The sequence below is a fragment of the Pantoea sp. UBA7232 genome, assembly GCF_002473195.1.
GTDB classification, from domain to species: domain Bacteria; phylum Pseudomonadota; class Gammaproteobacteria; order Enterobacterales; family Enterobacteriaceae; genus Pantoea; species Pantoea eucrina.
In genome coordinates, this window is sequence record NZ_DKTK01000016.1 from 20,911 (window position 1) to 43,881 (window position 22,971).

20 protein-coding genes are annotated in these 22,971 nt (G+C 56.3%); 9 read left to right on the top strand and 11 right to left on the bottom strand.

The annotated features are described in order from the left end of the window. Positions 1 to 10: 10 nt before the first annotated feature. Positions 11 to 1,102, bottom strand: coding sequence for an RNA-guided endonuclease InsQ/TnpB family protein (locus B4056_RS13630; protein WP_150035021.1), 1,092 nt, complete (start codon positions 1,100 to 1,102; stop codon positions 11 to 13). Positions 1,103 to 1,148: 46 nt separating this feature from the next. Here B4056_RS13630 and tnpA point away from each other — a divergent pair, with 46 nt between their 5' ends. Together tnpA and B4056_RS13640 are read left to right on the top strand one after the other, a co-directional pair. After that, positions 1,149 to 1,559, top strand: a complete 411-nt coding sequence (gene tnpA, locus B4056_RS13635) for an IS200/IS605 family transposase (protein WP_094112217.1) — start codon at positions 1,149 to 1,151, stop codon at positions 1,557 to 1,559. Between the two features lie 102 nt (positions 1,560 to 1,661). Next, positions 1,662 to 2,678, top strand: coding sequence for a zinc-dependent alcohol dehydrogenase family protein (locus B4056_RS13640; RefSeq protein WP_288655015.1), 1,017 nt, complete (start codon positions 1,662 to 1,664; stop codon positions 2,676 to 2,678). Positions 2,679 to 2,723: 45 nt separating this feature from the next. Here the strand turns inward: B4056_RS13640 and gorA are convergent, their stop codons facing one another. Then, positions 2,724 to 4,076: a glutathione-disulfide reductase gene (gene gorA, locus B4056_RS13645; protein ID WP_094112215.1), complete on the bottom strand. Its 1,353-nt coding sequence runs from the start codon at positions 4,074 to 4,076 to the stop codon at positions 2,724 to 2,726. Positions 4,077 to 4,201: 125 nt separating this feature from the next. Between gorA and rnz the strand changes: the two genes are divergently transcribed. After that, positions 4,202 to 5,113 carry a ribonuclease Z gene (gene rnz / locus B4056_RS13650; protein WP_094112214.1) on the top strand — a complete coding sequence of 304 codons (912 nt, stop codon included), beginning with the start codon at positions 4,202 to 4,204 and terminating at the stop codon, positions 5,111 to 5,113. Between the two features lie 12 nt (positions 5,114 to 5,125). Here rnz and B4056_RS13655 read toward each other — a convergent pair whose 3' ends face one another. Beyond that, complete coding sequence (locus B4056_RS13655; RefSeq protein WP_288655017.1) at positions 5,126 to 5,968, bottom strand: 23S rRNA (adenine(2030)-N(6))-methyltransferase RlmJ; 843 nt, start codon at positions 5,966 to 5,968, stop codon at positions 5,126 to 5,128. 357 nt (positions 5,969 to 6,325) lie between these two features. Between B4056_RS13655 and prlC the strand changes: the two genes are divergently transcribed. After that, positions 6,326 to 8,368, top strand: coding sequence for an oligopeptidase A (gene prlC / locus B4056_RS13660; RefSeq protein WP_288655019.1), 2,043 nt, complete (start codon positions 6,326 to 6,328; stop codon positions 8,366 to 8,368). A gap of 8 nt (positions 8,369 to 8,376) precedes the next feature. Further along, complete coding sequence (gene rsmJ / locus B4056_RS13665) at positions 8,377 to 9,126, top strand: 16S rRNA (guanine(1516)-N(2))-methyltransferase RsmJ (protein WP_071669270.1); 750 nt, start codon at positions 8,377 to 8,379, stop codon at positions 9,124 to 9,126. Between the two features lie 55 nt (positions 9,127 to 9,181). Here rsmJ and uspA read toward each other — a convergent pair whose 3' ends face one another. Next, on the bottom strand, positions 9,182 to 9,619 hold the full coding sequence (uspA, locus tag B4056_RS13670; RefSeq protein ID WP_039381019.1) for a universal stress protein UspA: 438 nt from the start codon (positions 9,617 to 9,619) through the stop codon (positions 9,182 to 9,184). A 416-nt stretch (positions 9,620 to 10,035) separates the two neighbouring features. Between uspA and uspB the strand changes: the two genes are divergently transcribed. After that, entirely contained in the window at positions 10,036 to 10,371 is a 336-nt protein-coding gene (uspB, locus tag B4056_RS13675) for a universal stress protein UspB (RefSeq protein ID WP_039381017.1), read from the top strand. 77 nt (positions 10,372 to 10,448) lie between these two features. On the opposite strand, the gene pitA is transcribed toward uspB, so the two are convergent. Continuing rightward, on the bottom strand, positions 10,449 to 11,948 hold the full coding sequence (pitA, locus tag B4056_RS13680) for an inorganic phosphate transporter PitA (RefSeq protein ID WP_094111178.1): 1,500 nt from the start codon (positions 11,946 to 11,948) through the stop codon (positions 10,449 to 10,451). Positions 11,949 to 12,189: 241 nt separating this feature from the next. On the opposite strand from pitA, the gene B4056_RS13685 reads away from it, so the two are divergent. Next, on the top strand, positions 12,190 to 13,374 hold the full coding sequence (locus B4056_RS13685; RefSeq protein ID WP_071669272.1) for an NAD(P)/FAD-dependent oxidoreductase: 1,185 nt from the start codon (positions 12,190 to 12,192) through the stop codon (positions 13,372 to 13,374). A 3-nt stretch (positions 13,375 to 13,377) separates the two neighbouring features. Here B4056_RS13685 and B4056_RS13690 read toward each other — a convergent pair whose 3' ends face one another. Continuing rightward, positions 13,378 to 14,322 carry a glycosyltransferase family 32 protein gene (locus B4056_RS13690; protein WP_094111179.1) on the bottom strand — a complete coding sequence of 315 codons (945 nt, stop codon included), beginning with the start codon at positions 14,320 to 14,322 and terminating at the stop codon, positions 13,378 to 13,380. A 269-nt stretch (positions 14,323 to 14,591) separates the two neighbouring features. Here B4056_RS13690 and B4056_RS13695 point away from each other — a divergent pair, with 269 nt between their 5' ends. Next, positions 14,592 to 14,939, top strand: coding sequence for a hypothetical protein (locus B4056_RS13695; protein WP_039381011.1), 348 nt, complete (start codon positions 14,592 to 14,594; stop codon positions 14,937 to 14,939). Positions 14,940 to 14,987: 48 nt separating this feature from the next. Here B4056_RS13695 and B4056_RS13700 read toward each other — a convergent pair whose 3' ends face one another. From B4056_RS13700 to B4056_RS13720, 5 genes are all read right to left on the bottom strand, one after another. Next, positions 14,988 to 15,422 (bottom strand): helix-turn-helix domain-containing protein, encoded by a 435-nt coding sequence (locus B4056_RS13700; RefSeq protein ID WP_052246457.1) that lies wholly within the window; start codon positions 15,420 to 15,422, stop codon positions 14,988 to 14,990. A 273-nt stretch (positions 15,423 to 15,695) separates the two neighbouring features. Further along, the gene (hemB, locus tag B4056_RS13705) at positions 15,696 to 16,673 is read right to left on the bottom strand and encodes a porphobilinogen synthase (RefSeq protein ID WP_039381009.1); all 978 of its coding nucleotides are present in this window, start codon (positions 16,671 to 16,673) and stop codon (positions 15,696 to 15,698) included. Positions 16,674 to 16,808: 135 nt separating this feature from the next. Then, complete coding sequence (proP, locus tag B4056_RS13710; protein ID WP_094111181.1) at positions 16,809 to 18,314, bottom strand: glycine betaine/L-proline transporter ProP; 1,506 nt, start codon at positions 18,312 to 18,314, stop codon at positions 16,809 to 16,811. Positions 18,315 to 18,628: 314 nt separating this feature from the next. Next, entirely contained in the window at positions 18,629 to 20,218 is a 1,590-nt protein-coding gene (locus tag B4056_RS13715; protein ID WP_288655068.1) for an EAL domain-containing protein, read from the bottom strand. A gap of 251 nt (positions 20,219 to 20,469) precedes the next feature. Continuing rightward, positions 20,470 to 21,537 (bottom strand): AI-2E family transporter, encoded by a 1,068-nt coding sequence (locus tag B4056_RS13720; protein ID WP_166714452.1) that lies wholly within the window; start codon positions 21,535 to 21,537, stop codon positions 20,470 to 20,472. Between the two features lie 204 nt (positions 21,538 to 21,741). Here B4056_RS13720 and B4056_RS13725 point away from each other — a divergent pair, with 204 nt between their 5' ends. Continuing rightward, on the top strand, positions 21,742 to 22,950 hold the full coding sequence (locus tag B4056_RS13725) for an MFS transporter (protein WP_094111183.1): 1,209 nt from the start codon (positions 21,742 to 21,744) through the stop codon (positions 22,948 to 22,950). Positions 22,951 to 22,971: the final 21 nt, after the last annotated feature.

Below are 22,971 nucleotides of genomic sequence, written 5' to 3' on the forward strand. Positions count from 1 at the left end.
CCTCCCCGCCCTAAAGGGCGGGGATTCCTACAGCCAGACGGCGATGCCCCGCCGCGAGTATATTCTTTGACGCGTTCACATCGCGATCATGTAGCGTTCCGCACTCGCTACAAGTCCATACTCTTATTCGCAAGCCTGCTCTACCTTTCGGACTGTTGGGGGATAGCGCCCCACAACACGAACAAGCCTGGGTGGAATAGCTTTCGTTGACTACCTGAAACACGGCTGATCGCGCAATCGCTTTATATTCCAGTTGTGTTTTGAGCATTGACCAGCCAGCGTCTAAAACGCTTTTTGCCATCTTTGTTTTGATTAGCTTGCTGGTGCTCACGTCGCCCACGAAGATCGCCGCATTCGCATTCACAATAGCTGTACTGAATTTGTGCAATGCGTCTTTGCGACGGTTTTTAATTTTGGCGTATATAGCCTTCACACGGCGCTTTTTGTTCGCCCGTTGTGCCTTGCCTAACGACGATTCAAGATCACGATAGAACCGCCCCGCCGCCAGCTTTTCACCGTCTGACGTGGTAGCAATATCCTTTAACCCTAAGTCGATACCAACGGCGCTAACGCCTTCGGTTGGCTGTGCGGTGTAGTCTACTGCTACGTTGAAATACCAGCGCCCCCGGCTATCTTCGGAGAAGCTACCCGCGCGGAATTTATAGGCGCTCAAGCCGTATGAATCCCACACTTTAAACAGCTTGCCAGCAAACTTAACTTGCCCATTTTGCCACTTCGCAAAACCGACTTTAAACGGAATCCAGCCTAACGAGCGTTTAGATCCGCCGCTGATACGCCAGCGCAATTTTGCCCGTTTAAACTGCTTGCGGGCTTTGCCGTGGACGGCGATCACTTCCTGAATGCTGGCGCTATCGATCAGATAGCCTTTTTCCTTGCGGAGTCCGGCGGTCTGCTTTTGAACATCATATGCGGTTAGCCACTTTGGAACCTGCGCACCAAACTCGCCAGCATTGCTATATGCCTTGCTGGTTATCTCGTTTGCCAGATTAAAGATCTGATTCACCTCATACGCCATTTGGCGCAATAAAGCGGCGTGTTTGTCTTTAACTCTGACTGATAAGGTTTTGGTCTTAACATTCATAGTTCGCTACACTACGCAATTTGAAGCATGTTTACAAGGTTGGTCTATGGAGTTAACTTATCGAACGGGGCGGCATTGTGTCTTTGTGCTGCACTGCCATTTAATCTTTATCACTAAGTATCGGGGCAAGGTGTTTAACGCCGTGCAACTGGAAACGCTGGAAAAGATAATTCGCAACGTATGCGAACAATTTGAATGCGAAGTTGTGGAGTTTAACGGGGGGGCGGATCACGTTCATATTCTGCTTAACTTCCCGCCGAAGGTGGCGATCAGCAAGCTGGTTAATAGCCTGAAAGGGGTTAGCAGTCGCAAGATGAAATTGCATCATCCTGAATTGCATAAGCCCGCGTGGAAGTCAGACGCGCTCTGGTCGCCGTCTTATTTCGCTGGAACCGTGGGCGGTGCGCCCCCTGAAGTGATAAAAAAATATATTGAGGATCAGAGCCGCCCTCATTAGCGCCCTTGCGGGCGCTTCGCTCTGCATCCCCTACCTAAAAGGAAGGGGCTTTCCGCGAAAAGCCTGGTAACGCGTTATTGTGTCCTGACAGGAGAAAAGCGAATGAAAGCGATGATTCTTAACCAGCCCGGCGGGCTGGATAATCTGCGGCTGGTGGATCTGCCCGATCCCGGCAAGCCCGCCGCTGACGAGATCCGCGTCCGTATCCACGCCACCTCACTTAATTATCACGATCTGCTGGTTGCCGACGGATCGATTCCGACCGAAGCGGGGCGCATTATGATGGCGGACGGCGCCGGCGTCGTGGAGGCGGTGGGCAGCAGCGTCAGCGAATTCCGCCCCGGCGACCACGTGGTTTCCTGCTTTTTCCCGCAGTGGCAGGATGGCCTGCCTTACGCCCGCGTGGGCGACTTCACCCGCACGCCGGGAGATGGCGCGCAGGGCTTTGCCGCGGAAACCGTGGTGCGCCCGGCGCATCACTTCACCCTGGCGCCGCGCGGCTGGAGCCATGCTGAAGCGGCCACTATCACCACCTCCGGGCTGACGGCGTGGCGGGCGCTGGTAGGCGATGCGCAGATCAAGGCGGGCGATACTATCGTTACGCTCGGCACCGGCGGCGTCTCCATTACCGCACTGCAGATCGCTAAAGCGATGGGCGCGCGGGTGATTGTCACCTCATCCTCTGATGAGAAGCTGGCGCGTGCGCGCGAGCTGGGCGCCGATGCCGGCATTAACTACCGCACCACGCCCGGGTGGGGCAGCGAAGTACAGCAGCTGACGGATGGGATCGGTGCGGACGTGGTGATTGAGCTGGGCGGACCGGGCACCATGGCAGAGTCGATCAAAGCGGTGCGTATCGGCGGACATATCGCGCTGATTGGCGTACTGACCGGCCATGAAGGCGTGATCCCGACCTCGCTGTTGATGGCGAAGCAGGCGCGGATCCAGGGGCTGATAGTGGGCCATCGCCGGCAGCAGCAGGAGTTTGTGCGGGCGCTGGAGCAGATTGCGATGCGGCCGGTGATTGGTGAGCATTTTGCGGCGCTTGACGATCTGCCGGCGGCGTTCCGCCATCAGCAGGGCGCCAGCCACTTTGGCAAAATTACCGTCTCCTGGTAACCGGCTACGGCGATCAAAAAAGGCGCCCGTCCGGGCGCCTTTTTGTTAACGCATCGTCACAAACTCTTCCGCTGCGGTGGGGTGAATCGCCACGGTATTGTCGAAATCTTTTTTCGTGGCACCCATCTTCAGCGCCACGGCAAAGCCCTGCAGCATCTCATCCATGCCGCTGCCGATGCCGTGAATACCGACAATCTTCTCTTCCGGGCCGACGCAGACCAGCTTCATGCGGCACGGCTGGCGATGCTGCGTGACCGCGGTGTACATGGCGGTAAAAGAGGATTTATAGACTTTCACCTGGTCATCACCATACTGCTCGCGCGCCTGCGGTTCGGTCAGGCCCACCGTGCCAATCGGCGGATGGCTGAACACCACTGTCGGAATATTGCTGTAGTCGAGATGCTCATCCGGTTTGTTGTTAAACAGACGCTCAGAGAGACGACGGCCTGCCGCCACCGCTACCGGCGTCAGCTCGACGGCACCGGTGTTATCTCCTACCGCATAAATACCTGCGACGCTGGTATTCTGAAACTTATCGACGCGGATATAGCCTTTCTCATCGAGCGCAACGCCGGTCACGTCAAGGTTAAGATTATCGGTTGCCGGTTCACGTCCCACAGCCCAGACCAGGCAATCCACCGTCTGTTCGCTGCCATTTTCCAGCTGCAGCGTCAGGCTGCCGTCAGCATTTTTAACCACGGCTTTAGGCGTCGCTTCGGTGTGCAGCTGCGGGCCTTCCGCCTGCATCACCTCCACCAGCGTTTCGCTCAGGAGCGGATCGAAACTGCGCAGCGGAGCGTGTTTACGCACGAACAGATGCGTTTCCGCGCCCAGCGCGTTGACCACGCCTGCCAGCTCGACGGCGATATAGCCTGCGCCCACTACGGCCACGCGCCGCGGTAAGGATCCCAGCTCAAAGAAACCGTCAGAATCGATACCATATTCGGCACCTGGCACAGCAGGGCGCACCGGGCGTCCGCCGGTGGCGATCAGAATATGATCGGCGGTGATCGTTTCACCATTAACTTCCACCGTGTGCGCATCCACAAAGCGGGCAAAGCCTTTGATGACTTCGACTTTGTTTTTGCCCAGCACGTTGTCATAAGAGGTGTGAATGCGATCGATATAGGCGCTGCGGTTCTTTACCAGCGTGGCCCAGTCAAAGCGGTTCACCGTAGTATCAAAGCCGTAATCGGGTCCATACAGATGAATGGCTTCGGCGATCTGTGCCGCATGCCACATCACTTTTTTGGGCACGCAACCGACGTTAACGCAGGTGCCACCCAGCTCTTTCGCTTCGATCAGCGCACACGTCTGGCCGTGCATGGCTGCACGATTAATGGAGGCGATGCCGCCGCTGCCGCCGCCGATAGCGAGGTAGTCAAAATGTCTGGTCATCCGTTGTTTCCGTCTGTTGAGAAAATATGGCGTAAAGTTTACCGCTACCTGGCGGAGCGGCGCAAAGGTCCCGCCTATGATTATGATAGAGTGAAATCCAGGTTTCGCTTACAGGTAAGGCTATTATGCATCTGACTTTTTTAGGCACCGGCGCGGGCGCGCCCAGTTTACAGCGCAATGTCAGCGCGATCGCCCTGACGCTCTCAAAGCGTGGCGACACCTGGCTGTTTGACTGCGGTGAGGCGACGCAGCATCAGTTTATGCGCTCGGCGCTTCGCCCCGGCAAACTGGAGAAGATTTTCATTACGCATCTGCATGGCGATCACATTTTTGGCCTGCCGGGCCTGCTTACCAGCCGCTCGATGGCGGGCATGCTCGATCCGCTGACGCTGTATGGCCCTGAGGGGCTGAAGGCATTTGTTGAAAACGCGCTGAGCCTGAGCAGTTCATGGACCACTTATCCGCTGGAAATCGTGGAGATTGAGGCGGGTCTGGTACTGGATAACGGCGAGTTCCGGGTGACCGCTTATCCGATGAATCATGTCGTAGAGTGCTACGGCTACCGCATTGAGCAGCATGATAAGCCCGGATTTCTGGATGCCGCACGGCTTAAAGCAGAGGGCGTGCCGCGCGGCCCCTGGTATCAGGATCTAAAGCAGGGAAAAGTTATCCGGCTGGAGGATGGGCGCGAAATTAACGGCGCAGACTATCTGGGGCCCGCGACGCCAGGTAAGGTGCTGGCAATATTTGGCGATACCGCGCCGACCGACGCCGCGCTGGCGCTGGCGGCCAACGCCGATGTCATGGTGCATGAAACCACGCTTGAGGCAGCAATGGCGGAGAAGGCCAACGGGCGCGGTCACTCAACGACGGTGCAGGCGGCAGCCGTGGCGCAGCAGGCGGGGGTTAAGCGTATGATCGCGACGCACTTCAGCTCGCGCTATCTCTCTGCAGATCGGGACAAGCTGCTGGCGGAGTGCCAGTCGGTGTTTGCGGCAACCGAACTGGCACACGATTTTGCTGTTGTGGAGATTTAACGCGCCGGGCGGTTACTCTGGTACTACCTGCGTCACGCTATAGTGCCCGGTGCCGGCAGGGACCAGCGTTTTATGCAGCCACGGCAGCAGCTCTTCCATCTGCGCTTTGAGTTTCCACGGCGGATTAATGACGATCATGCCGGAGGCGGTCATGCCGCGCTGGTCGCTGTCCGGACGCACCGCCAGCTCAATCTGCAGAATATTGCGGATATCGGTAGCTTCCAGATCGCGCAGCATATGTTTGATTTGCTGGCGCATTACCACCGGATACCAGAGCGCATAGATACCGGTAGCAAAGCGCTTATAGCCTTCCTGAATCCCTTTCACCACATCCTGGTAGTCGCTTTTCATCTCATAAGGGGGATCGATCAGGATCAGGCCGCGCCGCGCCGGCGGTGGCAGTTTCGCCTTCAGCTGCTGATAGCCATCGCCGCGTTCCACGCGCGCGCGCGCATCTTTGCTGAACTCGGTGCGTAGTAGCGGATAGTCGCTGGGGTGCAGTTCGGTCAGCTGCAGCTTATCCTCTTCGCGCAGCAGGTAACGGGCGATCAGCGGTGAACCTGGATAGTAGCGCAGGGTGCCACCGGGATTCAGGTTACGCACCGCGTTCAGATAGGGTTTCAGCAGCGCAGGCGCGTCAGGCTGCTGCCAGATGCGGGCGATGCCTTCCAGATATTCACCCGTGCGCTCGGCGTGCGCGCTGCTCAGCTGGTAGCGTCCGGCACCCGCGTGCGTATCCAGATAGAGAAAGGGCTTATCCTTCTCCATGAGCGCGGTGAGGATCAGGCTTTCAACGGTGTGTTTCAGCACGTCGGCGTGGTTGCCGGCGTGAAAACTGTGGCGATAACTCAGCATAAAAGATGGGGGTCCGCAGTTGGATCAAAGGAGTTGACGATTGAATATGGCGCGATTATAGCCGGACCGTACAGAAATTGCTGGGCTTTTGCGGCCTCCGCCCCGGCGCTGCGGCAGCGCAGTACGCATCGGGCCAGCCGCGGGAAAGCGGGCAGGGCACGGCAAAATAGTGACAGGCCGATTCAGGCTCACGCTTAATTTGCTGCCAGATCGCGCCTGGAAATGCAATTTTGAGCGTTTTTTCCTACTTCTATTCCATTTTACGGCATTGATTTTAATGTCCAGCGCCCGCATTTTAGTAAAATTGCGTAGCGCGAGTATTCGCGCCCATAATTCCATGATGAAAGGATCGCGCTTATGACTAACCCATTACTTACCCCTTTTACCCTGCCCCCTTTTACCGCCATTAAACCCGAGCATGTGGTGCCTGCCGTGACTCAGGTTCTTGAAGAGTGCCGTGATACGGTAGATCGTGCGGTAACGCGGGGAGCGCCTTACACCTGGGAGAGCCTGGTTCAGCCTATTGCAGAAGCAGACGATCGTCTGAGCCGCGTATTTTCACCTGTCAGCCATCTGAATGCGGTAAAAAATAACCCCGATCTGCGCGACGCCTTCGACAAAGTGCTGCCGCTGCTTTCTGAATATTCTACCTGGGTTGGACAGCATGAGGGCCTCTACAAGGCGTATCGCAGCCTGAAGCAAAGCGAAGGCTTTGCTGCACTCAGCCCGGAGCAGCAGCGCGCTATTGATAACAGCCTGCGTGATTTCGAGCTGTCAGGCATCGGGCTGGAAAGAGACAAGCAGCGGCGCTATGGCAAAATTATGGCGCGCCTGTCAGAGCTGGGCTCAGCCTATAGCAACAATGTGCTGGATGCGACCATGGGCTGGACCAAACTTGTCACCGATAAAGCGGAGCTGGCGGGTGTACCTGAAGATGCGCTTGCCGCTGCCGAGGCGCAGGCTAAGCTACGCAAGCAGGAGGGCTGGCTGCTGACGCTGGATATCCCGAGCTATCTGCCAATTATCACCTATTGCGACAACGCCGCCCTGCGTGAAGAGATGTACCGTGCGTACGCTACGCGCGCTTCCGATCAGGGACCCAACGCAGGCAAATGGGATAATGGCCCGATAATGGAAGAGCAGCTGGCGCTGCGCCACGAGCTGGCCCAGCTGCTTGGCTACGACTCCTACGCGGATAAGTCGCTGGTAACCAAAATGGCCGACAACCCGTCTCAGGTCATCGACTTCCTGGGCGATCTGGCAAAACGCGCCCGTCCAAAGGCTGAGCAGGAGCTGGCGCAGCTGCGTGAGTTCGCTAAAGAGGTGTACGGGGTTGATAACATGCAGCCCTGGGATATCACCTATTTTAGTGAAAAGCAGAAGCAGCATCTCTTCGCGATCAGTGATGAACAGCTGCGTCCCTATTTTCCGGAAGCCCGCGTATTAAAAGGCCTGTTTGAAGTCGTAAAACGTATCTACGGCATCAACGTTAAAGAGCGCAAGGGCGTTGAGATCTACCATCATGATGTCCGCTTCTTCGACCTGTTTGATGAAAGCGGCGAACTGCGCGGCAGTTTCTATCTCGATCTCTACGCGCGCGAGCATAAGCGCGGTGGTGCCTGGATGGATAATTGCGTTGATAAAATGCGCAAGGCGGACGGCAGCCTGCAGAAGCCTATCGCCTATCTGACCTGTAATTTCAGCCAGCCGCTGTCGGATAAGCCTGCCCTGTTTACGCACGACGAAGTTATCACGCTGTTCCACGAATTTGGCCATGGTCTGCATCACATGCTGACGCAGGTTGAAGTCCCGGGAATATCGGGTATCAACGGCGTACCGTGGGATGCGGTCGAACTGCCGAGCCAGTTTATGGAAAACTGGTGCTGGGAACCGGATGCGCTGGATTTTATCTCCGGTCACTACCAAACCGGTTCATCCCTGCCGGACGAGCTGCTGGAAAAAATGCTGAAAGCGAAGAATTACCATGCGGCGCTGTTTATCCTGCGTCAGCTTGAATTCGGCCTGTTCGATCTGCAGCTTCACACAGGTTTTGACCCGCAGCAGGGGCCGAAGGTTATGGATACCCTGCATGCCGTCAAGAAGCAGGTTGCCGTTGTGGAATCGCCGCAGTGGGGACGCTTCCCGCATGCGTTCAGCCATATCTTTGCAGGCGGATATGCCGCCGGTTACTACAGCTATTTATGGGCCGATGTGCTGGCAGCAGATGCGTGGGCGCGCCTCAGCGATGAGGGCATTTTCAATCGCGAAACCGGCCAGGCGTTCCTTGACAATATCCTGACGCGCGGCGGTGCTGAAGAGCCAATGGAGCTGTTCAAACGCTTCCGCGGCCGCGAGCCGCAGCTTGATGCCATGCTGAAAAGCTACGGCATCCAGGGATAAACCGGCTTGTGAAAATCGGTTTAGTGGATGAAACAGGCGCCGGAGACGGCGCCTTATTACAGCTGGCAACGCGCTGGGGCCTTGAGCAGGATGAGAACGCGCCGCTGGCGCTGGTGCTCACGTCTGCGCATCTTGAGCTGCGCAAGCGCGATGAGCCTAAGCTGGGCGGTATTTTTGTCGATTTTGTCTCCGGTGCCATGGCGCACCGGCGCAAATTTGGCGGCGGACGCGGCGAAGCGGTGGCCAAAGCCGTGGGCATCAAAGGCGGCTATCTGCCGGATGTGGTCGACGCAACGGCCGGTCTCGGACGCGATGCGTTTGTGCTTGCCGCGCTGGGGTGCCGGGTGCGGATGCTGGAGCGCCACCCGGTGGTCGCCGCGCTGCTTGAGGATGGCCTGCAGCGTGGCTACGCCGACAGCGAAATCGGCGGCTGGCTGCGCGAGCGGCTGACGCTGCTGCACGTGGCGAGCCAGCAGGCGCTGAGCGATATCGCGCCCGCGCCGGATGTGGTCTATCTCGACCCCATGTATCCGCACCGGCAGAAAAGTGCGATGGTAAAAAAAGAGATGCGCGTATTTCAGTCGCTGGTGGGGGCTGATGAGGATGCCGATGCGCTGCTGGAGCCTGCGCGGCGTCTGGCGAAAAAGCGTATCGTGGTCAAGCGTCCTGATTACGCACCGCCGCTGGCAGGCGTGGTGACACAGTCTGCCGTGGTAACAAAAAGTCACCGCTTTGATATCTATCCGCCGCTAACCTGAAGCGGCAGAGCAGGGCGTCAGATATAAAACAGGCCGGTTATCCCGGCCTGTTTTTTTATTCTTCTTCTGCGTCGCGCAGCGGCACAATCAGCATATCGATATGCACGGTATTGATCAGCTGACGCGCGGATGACATCAGCTTGCTCCAGAAATCCTGGTGATGTCCGCAGACCACCAGATCCACATCATATTTCCGGATAGCATCCACCAGCACCTGGCCCAGATCGCCGCTGCCGCTCAGCGTTTCGCCAACCGGATAGCCTGCGCTGACGGAGAGGGCTTTCAGGGCGCTGTGCGTCTCCTCTGAAATGCGCTTCTGCATATCGCCGAGATTTACGTCAATCAGGCCGGTATAGAGATCGGAATAGTTAACGTCAACGTGGATCAGCGAGATTTTGGCATCATAAGGACGCGCCAGCGATACCGCTTTATCCACCAGCAGCTGGCTTTCCGGAGAGAGATCGACTGCAATCAGGATATGTTTATAGGCCATGATAAAACTCCTTTCTCAATATTCTGGGGGGCTACCCTCCCGCAAACCACGGCGGGCGTTTTCCTTAGCGCGAAGCGGCGATGATGCGCCGGTGACTCAATGAAACTGCAGGATCTGTTGTTATCTGCTGAGTATAGCCACTGTCACCGGCAAATGCTGCACCGCTGCGCCTGAGCGTGATAACGATCCACTGAGCAGGGGGTTATGCATATATTGACGAAGCGCGTCGCTGGAAAAAGTTTGAGCAGATATTCTACACTGAAATTGCGTGCCACTTTTCTCTGGTGGCGAGGCGCAGATCTGTAAAACAACAACGCCAATCTGCTTATCAATGGCTGGCTTATTTTCCACAGGGCGTCTGCAGCACTTCCCCGCTGCATATCACGTCATTGCGGTACCAGCCAGAAGGGGGAAATATGATCAGCACTATCGCGCTTTTTTGGGCTCTTTGTGTGGTTTGTCTGGTGAATATGGCGCGCTACTTCTCTTCCCTGCGTGCGCTGCTCTACGTATTGCGCGGCTGCGATCCGCTGTTGTACCAGTATGTTGACGGTGCCGGCTTTTTTACGTCTCACGGCCAGCCGGGTAAACAGGTGCGGCTGGTGCGCTATATCTGGTTAAAGCGCTATCTTGACCATCATGACGATGAGTTTATCCGCCGCTGTGAACGGGTGCGCAGTCAGTTTGTACTGACCAGCGGGCTCTGTTTTTTGGTCGTGGTGAGCCTGGTGGCGATGGCGATCTGGCAGTAAAGCGACACCGTTATTCCGCGCGCAGGCAATAAAAAAGGGCGACACTGCTGTCGCCCTTTTGCCGGAATAGTGCGGTATCAAATCAGATGCAGCGCAATCCAGTAGAGTCCGCCCGAGAGCAAAATACAGACCGGCAGCGTGAAGATCCACGCCATGGCGATATTTTTAATGGTGCGACTCTGCAGTCCGCCACCGTCAACCAGCATGGTGCCGGCCACAGAGGAGGAGAGGATATGCGTGGTTGAAACCGGCATACCGGTATAGCTTGCCACGCCAATCGATACGGCGGCGGTCACCTGCGCTGACATACCCTGCGCATAGGTCATGCCTTTCTTACCGATTTTTTCACCGATGGTGGTTGCCACACGTCGCCAGCCAATCATGGTGCCGATACCCAGCGCCAGCGCCACGGCCACGATAATCCAGACCGGAGCATACTCGATGGTGCCAAGCAAATCGCCCTTCAGCTTACTGAGGAAGCGCTTATCATCCGCACCGGTTTCCGGCAGCTTGGCCGCCTTATCCGCCGTGTCAGAGATGCACAGCAGCAGACGACGCATCTGGCTGCGCTGATCGACAGAGAGCTGATCGTAGCTCTGCAGATTGTTCAGCAGGCCCTGGGCCCGGCCGATAGCCTCCAGCGCACGGGCGCTGTCACAGTGGAACTCCTGCGGGCCGCTCGGAACTTCTTCCGGCGTCGGCAGCGCAGGCGGTGCCATCTGCACAATGTGCGTCAGCGAATCGCCGTGCTGGCGGTAATACTGCTCCAGATGATTAACCGCATCGCGCGTGCGGGTGATGTCATAACCGGAAGCGTTCATATTCACGACAAAACCTGCCGGCGCCACGCCAATCAGCACCAGCATGATCAGACCAATGCCTTTCTGTCCGTCGTTAGCGCCGTGTGAATAGCTGACACCGATGGCCGAAACAATCAGCGCGATGCGCGTCCAGAACGGCGGCTTTTTCTTGCCATCGATCTTTTCACGGTCAGCGGGGGTCATATGAATACGCGCGCGTTTCTTCGTACTGCTCCAGTAGCGGCGCAGCAGGAAAATCAGGCCGCCGGCGATGATCAATCCGATAATCGGTGACAGGATCAGCGACAGAAAGATATTGATCACTTTTGGCAGATTAAGCGCATCCACTACAGAGGTGCCGGTCATCAGCGCATTGGTGAGACCAATACCGATAATGGCGCCAATCAGCGTATGGGAGCTGGAGGCCGGCAGGCCCAGATACCAGGTGCCGAGGTTCCAGATAATGGCAGCCAGCAGCATGGAAAAGACCATGGCGAGGCCGTGCGCCGAACCGACATTCAGGAGCAGGTCGGTAGGAAGCATATGTACGATGGCGTAGGCCACGCTCAGACCGCCGAGCAGCACGCCAAAAAAGTTGAACACACCTGCCATCACCACTGCCAGCTGCGCCCGCATCGCACGGGTGTAGATGACGGTAGCGACCGCGTTGGCGGTGTCGTGGAAGCCGTTGATTGCCTCATAAAACAATACAAACAGCAGGGCAAGAACCAATAACAGGCCGGTACTCAGGTCAAGACCAGCAAACAGATGTAGCATAAACGTTACGCCATTTTGGAGGACATGAACGCGGCGCATTATCTGCGACAACGCACTGTATGGGAAAGAGAAATATAGCCTTTTTTTGTCTTAAATTGGTAACTCAGAGGACAAAACAAGGTAAAAGAGCCGAAAAATGAAACAGTTACATTATGACATATTTACGGCATTTTTTTGAAGGTGGCGCAAAAAGCCGCAGATCACTACAATCAGCGCCTTTCGTAATCAGGTGGACATCGCAGTGGAAAAGTTTGACGTTATCGTAATAGGGGCAGGTGCTGCCGGGATGTTCTGTGCAGCGCAGGCGGGACAGCGCGGGCGCCGCGTACTGCTGCTGGATAACGGCAAAAAAGCGGGCCGTAAGATTCTGATGTCAGGCGGTGGCCGCTGCAACTTTACCAATCTGTATACCGAGCCGGCGGCCTACCTGTCGCACAATCCGCACTTCTGCAAATCTGCACTGGCGCGTTACACCCAGTGGGATTTTATCGATCTGGTCAGCCGGTACGGCATCGCGTGGCATGAAAAAACGCTGGGTCAGCTGTTCTGTGATGACTCCGCGCAGCAGATTGTCGATATGCTGCTGAAAGAGTGTGAAGCGGGTGCGGTGACGCTGCGGCTGCGCAGCGAAGTGCTGAGCACGGAGCGTGACAACGGGGGATACCGGCTGCAGCTTAATGGCGCAGAGGTATGGGCAGAGAAGCTGGTGATCGCCAGCGGCGGGCTGTCGATGCCGGGACTGGGCGCGTCGCCGTTTGGTTACAAAGTGGCGGAGCAGTTTGGTCTGCGCGTCTATCCGACCCGCGCCGGACTGGTGCCGTTTACGCTGCATAAGCCGCTGCTGGAGCAGCTCAGCACCCTGTCGGGCGTTGCGCTGCCGGCCACCATCGAAGCGCAGGATGGCACGCTGTTTAAGGAGGCGATGCTGTTTACCCATCGCGGTCTCTCTGGTCCGGCAGTGCTGCAGATCTCCAGCTACTGGCAGCCAGGCGAGTTTATCAGCGTCAACCTGCTGCCGGCGCTGGCGCTGAACGACTACCTTGATGAGCAGCGCAGCGCACATCCCAATCTCAGCCTGAAAAACAGCTTGGCGAAGATCCTGCCGAAGCGGCTGGTGGAGGTTCTGCAGGCGATGAATTCGATTCCGGATGTCACCCTGAAGCAGCTCAACAGCAAACAGCAGGCTGAACTGGCGCAGTTACTGCACCAGTGGCGGGTACAGCCAAACGGCACCGAAGGTTATCGCACCGCAGAGGTCACGCTGGGAGGCGTCGATACCACCCAGCTCTCTTCAAAAACCATGGAGGCGCGCGATGTGCCGGGCCTCTATTTCATTGGTGAAGTTGCGGACGTGACCGGCTGGCTGGGGGGCTACAATTTCCAGTGGGCGTGGAGTTCCGCCTGGGCCTGCGCCCAGGCGCTCTGAGCATTACCGGCGGCTCAGCAGCAGCTGTCCCAGCAGGCTGTCGCGGTTGACCACGCCATATTTCAGGTTGGTGGCGAGATATTTGCGATCGAAGCCGGTGAGTTTGGTTAACGGCGGCAGCACCTCAGGCAGACGATCGACCATCAGCATGCGGCTCAGCCGGACCGGACGCCACTCGCTCAGGCTTTGATAAAGCAGCGCGCTGGCTTCGCACTTGCGCAGATAAAGATTGTAATGATTGCTTTCGCGCAGCGCCTGCTGCTGCGCCAGATAGACCACCAGATAGTCGGGTGGCGTAATCCCCTGCACCAGGGTGTCATAGTCAGGCTGCGCCAGCAGCTGCCGGAAGAAAGCCTCCGCCCCCAGCGTCACAATCGGGCGGAAATAGTGCAGCCAGCGGCCAATAAAGGCATTGTTCGCCGGAGCCGCAAGAAACCACGACTCAATCACCGGATAAGCCATATCGTGCGTTGAACCGGCACGATAAAACGCAATCAGGTCGTAACGCGGATCGGCATTAACGGCCAGCAGCGCATCCAGCGTACGGTTGAGGATAATGGTGGCATCCATCCAGATGCCGCCATAGCGGTAAAGCAGCTCCAGGCGGATAACATCGCTTTTGTGCGACGGACGCATATCGGGATGCGTAAACTGCAGGTCCGGCAGATAGTGGGCGAGATTGCGATTGTTAATCACCGTCATCTGGTAACCCGGGTTTTCCCGGACAATTTTATCCACAAAAATCTGCACTTCAGCGGGCAGCGTTTCGCTCTCCCAGTACATCCAGATCTGCTGCGGGATCGGCGTGCCGGTGGCGGGCTGGCTGCACATATCGATATCCTGCTCATCGCGCGGATTATAGCTTGCCAGCTGTTTACGCCGCGTCAGCATCTTCTCTGCCCGCAGACCCAGCGAGACCAGATGCGTTTTAACGTTATTTTTGTTCATGCTTTTTCCTGTCGCAGGCCGTCAGCTATCGCAGTTTTTATGCAGGCAAAAAAACTGGCCCTGTGGCAACGTCCTGAATGCACCCTGAGCGGCGCGAAATGAAGTTTTAAAATTAACAAAGGGCGGGAAGTTGCTCAATCAATAAACCGTAAAACAACAACTTTAAGAGAATCCGCAGAAACCGGCGCGGATGGCTCACGCGGGCGGGTAGCCGGGCCGCTAATCTGCTATTATCGCCAGGTTTTTTACTCCGCCGATCCTGTGACACTATGTTAAAAATGAAATTTCTGCTGCCGGTGCTGATTTTGCTGAGCGCAGCCGTATGGTGGCTGATGCCACATTATGATGATGAAGATAAAGCTTATTATATTGCTGTATTCTGTACGCTGACCCACGACGGGCGCGATAACAGCCCGCAGGCGATGCAACAGATTATTGAAGGTGGTAACTCCGATTACGCGCTGCAGAAAATCCGCTTCCAGCCTGGCCTGGCAACCCATCTGCAGCAGGTGTGGCAGGATCTGGCCTTGCCGCAGCAGCAGCAGGCGCGTCAGGAGGCGCTGCGCTGCCGGCAGATCATGTCAGCCGTGATGCTGCCGGGTAAGCCAGTGGCATAAAAGCGATTGCGCTTCTCTGCGGCCGGCGCGAAGCGTGTTGCCGGCCGATCACAGCGGGTCTTCATCCGGAGAGCCCGGTTTACCCTCCATACGCCGGCAAATCGCACAGGGGTCGTCACTGTTGCGGATATGCGCTTCCGCTTCGTGACTCAACCTGCGCCTGCGGCACTGCAGCGGCGTGCAACCCAGCGTCTGCTTAAACGAACGGGTCAGCGACTGCTGGCTTTCAAAATGGTATTTCAGCGCCAGGCGAATAATCGGCGTGTCGCTGTATTTAAGATCGGCAATACAGTGGGTCAGTTTTTTCCGGCGAATATAACGCGCCAGCGTTTCACTATAATAGCGGGCAAATAATTTCTGCAGATACCATTTCGAATATCCTGATTTCTGTGCAATATCGTCGATGCTCAGGCGCTGCTCCAGATTATCGGTGATCCACTCTTTTATTATGGCGATAACTTGCTGATTATATTTCTGCTTCATGCCGATGTTTTCCCTTCACTCGTTATTATGAAGGTTAATTAAACGGCATAAAATAGCGGCATGCTAAATTATTTTTCTGCTTTTGATTAATATATTCCCATATCAAGAATGGTCTTGTTTTTATATAAATGCTTTACCGTTATTTCTGGAAATAACAGAATAAAAGCAGCGTTATTTATTTAAATTTCGATCAGAAAAAGCGGTTCACGTGCTCACGATTATTGTGTAAATCAGCAGCCCGGCGATAGCGACCGCCAGGCTGAAGAGTGCTTATCAGAGCACTTTCTGCTCGGCGAGATCCAGCGCAAAGTAGCTGAATATCAGGTCGGCACCGGCACGCTTAATGGCGCCCAGGCTTTCCAGTACGACATTACGCTCGTCAATTGCACCCGCCTGCGCGGCGAACTTGATCATCGCATATTCACCGCTCACCTGGTAGGCAGCCAGCGGCAGCGTGGTGCGTTCGCGAATATCACGCAGAATGTCGAGATAGGCGCCGGCAGGTTTAACCATCAGCGAATCCGCCCCTTCGGCTTCATCCAGCAGGGATTCGCGGATCGCTTCACGCCGGTTCATCGGGTTCATCTGATAGGTCTTGCGATCGCCTTTCAGCGCTGTGCCAGCGGCCTCACGGAACGGGCCGTAGAACGAAGAGGCAAACTTAGTGGAGTAGGACATAATCGCCGTATCCGTAAAGCCCGCCCCATCCAGCGCCTGACGAATCGCCTTAACCTGACCATCCATTGCCGCTGAAGGGGCGATGAAGTCAGCACCTGCCTGCGCGGCCACCACCGCCTGCCTGCCCAGATTGATCAGCGTCTGGTCATTATCCACGCCGTGATCGCACAGCACACCGCAGTGGCCGTGGCTGGTGTATTCACAGAAGCAGGTGTCGGACATCACGATCATTTCCGGCACGGTATCTTTACAGATGCGCGCCATACGCGCGACCAGGCCATTCTCCTGCCACGCATCGCTGCCGGTGGCGTCGGTGTGATGCGAAATACCGAAGGTCATTACCGAGCGGATACCCGCTTTGGCAATACGCTCAATTTCATACGCAAGACGTTTTTCCGGAATACGCATCACGCCTGGCATAGCGTTGATCGGCACATAGTCATCCACCTCTTCTTCAACAAAAATCGGCAGCGCCAGATCGTTGATGCTAAGGCCGGATTCCTGGAACATTGCGCGCATAGAGGCGCTTTTACGCAGCCTTCTCGGGCGCTGGATCAGATTAAATTCAGACATGTTCACACAACTTTTTTGGATGAAAATAGTGACTACAGTTTACTCTTTTTCACGTCGGGTAATGAAGAATGTGTGCTGCTGAGAGGCGGAGACGGGAGATAAAAAAGTCCCGCCGGGCGGCGGGACGGGTGAATATTACTCTTTAATAACCGGATGCTGATCGACCAGGTTGCGGCGTTTAGCCTCAAGGCGTGCGATCTCGGCATCAATATCTTCAATCTTCTGTTCGATATTGTCGTGATGCTCCTGCAGGATCTCACGGGCTTCATCAAGGTCAGATGCCGCAGGCGTGGCGCCACGCAGCGGTTTGTTCGCCGTCTCTTTCATATAGAGACCGGTGATCAGACCCACGACAGCAACCACCATCAGATAGTAGGCAGGCATATAGAGGTTGTTGCTGGCTTCTACTGCCCAGGCCGTCACGGTCGGCGTCAGACCGGCAACCAGAATCGAAATGTTGAATGCGCTGGCCAGCGCGCTATAGCGAATATGCGTCGGGAACATCGCCGGCAGCGACGAGGCCATCACGCCGGTAAAGGCGTTGAGGATCACCGCCAGCAGCAGCAGGCCGGCAAAAATCAGGCCGAGTACGTTACTGTTAATCAGCGTAAACGCCGGGATCGCACAGAAGAACAGCGCAATACTGCCGAGGATAACAAATGGACGACGACCGAAGCGGTCGCTCAGCATGCCCATGATCGGCTGTACAAACAGCATACCCATCATGATGGCGATGATAATCAGCACCCCATGATCTTCTGAGTAGTGCAGGTTGTGCGACAGGTAGCTCGGCATGTAAGTCAGCAGCATGTAGTAGGTCACGTTGGTGGCAAGCACCAGACCGATACAGGCCAGCAGGCTTTTCCAGTGTTTGGTGGCGATCTCTTTAAACGACACTTTCGGGCCATCGCGCAGGCCGTCACGGTCGCCCTGCTCCAGACCATCAACGTGCTGCTGGAAAGCCGGGGTCTCTTCCAGCGCATGGCGCAGATAGAGGCCAATCAGGCCCAGCGGCAGCGCCAGGAAGAACGGTACGCGCCAGCCCCACTCAAGGAAATTATCTTCCCCGATGATGGTCGAGAGCAGCACCACGACGCCTGCACCCAGCACAAAGCCGGCAATAGAACCAAAGTCGAGCCAGCTGCCCATAAAGCCGCGTTTACGGTCCGGAGAGTACTCTGCGACAAAAATCGATGCCCCGGTATACTCGCCGCCGACCGAGAAGCCCTGGGCCATTTTGGCCAGCAGCAGCAGAATCGGTGCCCAGATGCCGATAGAGGCGTAAGAGGGGATCAGGCCGATACAGAAGGTACTGATCGACATAATAACAATGGTGATAGAGAGAATTTTCTGGCGGCCATACTTATCGCCCAGCATGCCGAAAAACAGACCACCCAGCGGACGGATCAGGAACGGAACCGAAAAGGTACCCAGCGCCGCGATCATCTGCACGCCCGGAGATGCATCCGGGAAAAAGACTTTACCCAGCGCATAGGCAACAAAGCCATAGACACCAAAGTCGAACCACTCCATCGCATTACCCAGCGATGCCGCAGTAATAGCCTTGCGTAAGCGGGCGTCATCGATAATGGTGACGTCATCCAGCCCGATAGGTTTTACACGCTTCCTACGTAATTTCATGATGTTACCCTGTATTGGAATTCGAAAAATCCTCAACGCCGCCGGCTGTCTGCTATCAACTCAGTCCGCAGCGTTGAGAAAATTAAAGCATAGCCGTGAAAACGGGTTTTTCCCTGGCCAGCCATAGCAATTATTACCCGGGTAATTATTGCGAACCGCGACAGAGTATACCGTTTTTATGTGATATTTGTCATGTTTTAGCCAGTAAGTGGTTACTTTTTAGCTAATTATATGGTCGTAAAGCGGTGTCAGAGGGGTAAAAAATATTTTACTTTTTTTGACATAACCCGCATGTCATGCGGGCTGTGATGAGGTCAGTGCGATGCAGAGACAATACCGCTCAGCGGCTGGCTGCCATGCTCTTCCAGCCAGCGCAGAAAGGTCTGACTGGCGACAGGACGGGCATAATAATAGCCCTGAATAAACGTGACCTGACGCTGCTGCAGATAGGCGAGCTGCAGCGCGGTTTCCACCCCTTCGCCCAGCACCTCCAGCTTCAGCTTATGGCAGAGAGTGATAATCGCATCCAGCACCGGCGTTTCGATCTCCAGCCCCTCAATAGCGTTGATAAAGCCGCGATCGATCTTCAGGTAGTCGAGCGGGAAGGTCATCAAATAGGAGAGGGAGCAGTGGCCGGTGCCGAAATCGTCGATGGCGACTTTCATGCCCTGCGCCTGCAGAAAGCGCAGCTTGCGCGCCACCGCTTCGCCATCCTGAATCAGGCTGCGCTCGGTAAGTTCAAGCGTGAGCAGCATCTGCTTGTCGCGGATAGCGTGCGCAAATTGCATGATATCCTCAGTAAATTCCGCATGTTGCAGATGATCTGCCGCCAGATTAAACCCGAGGTGAAAACCTGGCATCACCGGCCAGCGGGCGATATCTTCACTCATCAGTTCCAGCAGATGGCGGGTGAGATCGACAATCATCCCCTCCGACTCCGCATGCGTAATAAAAATATCGGGTCGCACCATCTCCCCATCGGGAAGCTGCCAGCGCAGCAGCGCTTCGGCGCCTGAGCAGCGCGCCAGGATGTTGCTGTACACCGGCTGATAGTGAACCGAGAACTGACGATTACGCATGGCGCGGCGGATTTCATCAGCCCAGGAGATACGCCGGCGCAGCCAGTTTGCCGTCAGTATCATCAGCATGATTGAGAAGATTGAGGCCATCGGCAGGAAGATAAACAGCGCCTGTCGCCAGGCGGCGATCAGCTCTGCCGGCGGCACGGTTACGCTGACGCGAATAGGGTAACGCGGCGATTCACTCTGAAACATGGTGCTCTGCATATAGTGTTCAGCTGGCGTTTTAGAGTTGCCGCTGGCGATAATTGCGCCTTCGCTGAACTGCAGGCTCATCTGATAGCCGCGGGACTCTCCCATGGCATGCATAAAGTCCATCAGATACTGGCCATCAATAACGGCCCAGAAACCGCTGCTGTCCGGTAGCTGACGCACGAAAATCACCGCCGGACGATGCGGTACGCCCGAGGTGCCTGGCAGTGAGAGGCTCCAGACGGCTTTATCCGTCACCGGCAGCGGACGCATTATCATCGATTCAAGCGCGCCGTGATTAACGCCGTAAGCGGAGGAGCAGGTGATGTTATCGCCCTGCAGCATCCCCACCGAACGAAAGTAGGCGTTAAGCGTGCCGATGCGCTGCAGATGCTTTTCGATATCGCTGCAGGTCTGATGCTGGTATTGCTGCAGTTCGGCGATCATACCCCAGGCGTTGTCGCTCATTTTCTCCGCCTGAGCCAGCAGAATATTGGCTGTTGCCACCTGCTGCTGCCTGACCATATGGCGCGCTTCAATCGCCGTACAGACGATGCCCAGCACCAGCGGCAGCAGTCCGGCGCAGACAATATAGAGCCAGCCAAAATCACGACGTTTTTTACGCAGAGGCACCAGACTCTCCTCGGTGGGGTTAGGCATTCATCAGCCGCGCCAGCAGCATAGCATCTTCTTTACGCTCTGCAGGGCTGTGAATCGTCTGCGATGCCACCCGCTGGCGTTAACGATCGCTGCCCGTTGCGCTTATCGCCCGCTTTTTCCCGCTCAATTTGCGTTTATCCAGCGGATAAATCGTGGTTTTGCGGTTAAAAGCAGCGATAAAGAGGTATTAATCGCTAAAAGCAAAACGGTGACGAGGCCGGATGCTATTTGATCTGCCGCTGCGGCTCGCGTCGTTTCAGGCGCGGCCTGCCGGTGCCAAGCATGATCGCCAGCCGGCTGCCGCCCGGCGTGGTTTCCATCAGAATTTTTGTGACGCTGGTCAGCGGCACCGACAGCAGCATGCCGACCGGCCCCAGCAGCCAGCCCCAGAAAATCAGCGACAGAAAAACCACCAGCGTAGAGAGGCCCAGCCCGCGCCCCATAAGACGCGGTTCCAGCATATTGCCAAATACCATATGGATTGCGCTGAACAAAAATGCGACCAGCATCGCATCGTAAATATCATTCAGCACCAGCGCCTGAATAAACGGCGGGATACCGGCGATAATCGGGCCGATATTGGGAATAAAATTGAGTATAAAAGCCACCACGCCCCAGAAGAGCGCAAACTTCACGTCCAGCAGCAGCAGAACCAGCCATACAGAAAATCCGGTTATCAGGCTTACCAGCGTTTTCAGAGCCAGATAGTGGGTGACGCCTTTTAGCGCTTTATGCAGGCCCGCAATACGGATCTGCGGGTTTGTCAGGGCGTTGCGCATTTTATAAGGCAGGTGGTGGACTTCAAACAGCATAAACACCACCGTCAGGATCAGCAGCACAATATTGGTCATCGCGCCGGAAAACTGCGCCAGTACCGTAGTCGCCATGTTCATGATCAGATTCGGGTCAAAGTGCTGCGCCAGCGTTTCGGTTGAAATATTAATATGAAAACCCGCCGCCAGATGCTGGATGACCGTCAGCTTCTGCTCCAGCATAGTGCGGATCTGCGGATAGGTATCGCTGAATTCACCGACTGAGCTTGCCAGCACGGCGACCAGCAGCAGCATCATAATAAAGATAACGGTAATCACCAGTGAGATAGCGACGCCGCGGCGTAGCCCGCGACGCATCAGCGTGCTGACCAGCGGGTTGAGCACGATGGCCAGAAAACTGGCGAGCAGAAAGGGGACGAGTATGTCTGACGCGGCGCGGATGCCTGCCAGAATAATGACTAACATCGCCAGCTTGACCAGAATGTTCTGGCCAATTCTCTCCTGTGGCTTTTCGTTCATTGCTGCTCCTGCGGGGAATTTTTCTGATCCAAGTGTAGCTGAAGGCGGGTAAGAGATTGTTTATACACGTGCAGGCAGGGCAGACGCCAGGGCACAGCGCCAGAAACAGGAGCGCGATCCAGGGCGTTCAGCAGATGCATACCCTCTGAAAAGGCGTATAGTTAATTTTCTGTTATCAAATGCCTGTCGTGAGCGCGTTTATCTATGCCTGACCTGCCTGCTGCTGCGGAACAGAGCCGTCTCCGGCTGAATCTGCAGATTCTTTCTATTGTGAAGTTTAATTTCGCCACCTATCTGACTATCGGGCTGCCGCTGGCGGTGCTGCCCGGGTTCGTTCATGACAATCTGGGGTATAGCGCGTTCTGGGCCGGGGTGGTGATTAGCCTGCAGTATATCGCCACGCTGCTGAGCCGGCCCTATGCCGGACGCTTTGCCGATAGCTGGGGACCCAAGCGCGTGGTCGTACTGGGGCTGGCAGGCAGCCTGCTGAGCGGCCTCTGTATGCTCTTCTCCGCCCTGGCACAGGAGCAGGCGCTACTTAGCCTGACGCTGCTCTGCCTGGGGCGCATTATTCTCGGCGTTGGCCAGAGCTTTTGCGGCACCGGGACATCGCTGTGGGGCGTGGCGAAAGCGGGTTCTCTGCATATCGGGCGCGTTATCTCCTGGAACGGCATTGTCACCTATGGCGCCATGGCGCTGGGTGCGCCGCTGGGCGTTGCGCTGTTTCGCAGTGGCGGGCTGCTGCAGCTCTCAGGGGTAATTGTGGCCATCAGCCTGCTGGCGATGGTGCTGGCGCTGCCGCGTGCGGCGGTTAAAGGCAGTAAAGCGCGCCCGCTGCCGTTCCGTGCGGTCCTGGGAAAAATATATGGCTATGGCGTGCTGCTGGCGATGGGGTCGGCCGGATTTGGCGTGATTGCGACCTTTATTACCCTGTTCTACCGCGAACGTGGCTGGGAAGGGGCGGCGTTTGCCCTGACGCTGTTCAGCAGTGCGTTCGTGGGTATGCGCCTGCTGTTTCCGGATGCGATTAACAAATGGGGCGGGCTGCGCGTCGCCAGCGTCTGCTTTGCCATTGAGGCAGCGGGCCTGTTTCTGGTCGCAGGTGCGGCCGATCCGTGGATGGCGAAGCTGGGGGCTTTTCTGACCGGCGCCGGCTTTTCTCTGGTATTTCCGGCTATCGGCGTCGTCGCGGTCAAAGCGGTGCCGCAGCAGAATCAGGGCAGTGCGCTGGCAACCTATACCGCTTTTATGGATCTGGCGCTGGGCATCACGGGACCCCTTGCTGGCCTGATCATGAGCTATGCCGGCGTGTCCCGAGTCTATCTGCTGACGGCGCTGCTGGTCTGCATCGCGCTGGGCTGCACGCTCTATATGCTGAAATCCCGCCAGCCGGACAGCGCGGAGACGCCATAAAAAAAAGGCCCCGACCGGGGC

Excerpts from the sequence above, each read along its gene's own strand:
- rnz (WP_094112214.1), top strand. The coding sequence starts at position 4,202 with ATGCATCTGACTTTTTTAGGCACCGGCGCGGGCGCGCCCAGTTTACAG.
- gorA (WP_094112215.1), bottom strand. The coding sequence starts at position 4,076 with ATGACCAGACATTTTGACTACCTCGCTATCGGCGGCGGCAGCGGCGGC.
- hemB (WP_039381009.1), bottom strand. The coding sequence starts at position 16,673 with ATGTCTGAATTTAATCTGATCCAGCGCCCGAGAAGGCTGCGTAAAAGC.
- B4056_RS13700 (WP_052246457.1), bottom strand. The coding sequence starts at position 15,422 with ATGAAGCAGAAATATAATCAGCAAGTTATCGCCATAATAAAAGAGTGG.
- B4056_RS13690 (WP_094111179.1), bottom strand. The coding sequence starts at position 14,322 with ATGAACAAAAATAACGTTAAAACGCATCTGGTCTCGCTGGGTCTGCGG.
- prlC (WP_288655019.1), top strand. The coding sequence starts at position 6,326 with ATGACTAACCCATTACTTACCCCTTTTACCCTGCCCCCTTTTACCGCC.
- B4056_RS13640 (WP_288655015.1), top strand. The coding sequence starts at position 1,662 with ATGAAAGCGATGATTCTTAACCAGCCCGGCGGGCTGGATAATCTGCGG.
- tnpA (WP_094112217.1), top strand. The coding sequence starts at position 1,149 with ATGGAGTTAACTTATCGAACGGGGCGGCATTGTGTCTTTGTGCTGCAC.
- B4056_RS13725 (WP_094111183.1), top strand. The coding sequence starts at position 21,742 with ATGCCTGACCTGCCTGCTGCTGCGGAACAGAGCCGTCTCCGGCTGAAT.
- uspA (WP_039381019.1), bottom strand. The coding sequence starts at position 9,619 with ATGGCCTATAAACATATCCTGATTGCAGTCGATCTCTCTCCGGAAAGC.
- B4056_RS13720 (WP_166714452.1), bottom strand. The coding sequence starts at position 21,537 with ATGAACGAAAAGCCACAGGAGAGAATTGGCCAGAACATTCTGGTCAAG.
- B4056_RS13655 (WP_288655017.1), bottom strand. The coding sequence starts at position 5,968 with ATGCTGAGTTATCGCCACAGTTTTCACGCCGGCAACCACGCCGACGTG.
- B4056_RS13695 (WP_039381011.1), top strand. The coding sequence starts at position 14,592 with ATGTTAAAAATGAAATTTCTGCTGCCGGTGCTGATTTTGCTGAGCGCA.
- uspB (WP_039381017.1), top strand. The coding sequence starts at position 10,036 with ATGATCAGCACTATCGCGCTTTTTTGGGCTCTTTGTGTGGTTTGTCTG.
- proP (WP_094111181.1), bottom strand. The coding sequence starts at position 18,314 with ATGAAATTACGTAGGAAGCGTGTAAAACCTATCGGGCTGGATGACGTC.
- pitA (WP_094111178.1), bottom strand. The coding sequence starts at position 11,948 with ATGCTACATCTGTTTGCTGGTCTTGACCTGAGTACCGGCCTGTTATTG.
- B4056_RS13630 (WP_150035021.1), bottom strand. The coding sequence starts at position 1,102 with ATGAATGTTAAGACCAAAACCTTATCAGTCAGAGTTAAAGACAAACAC.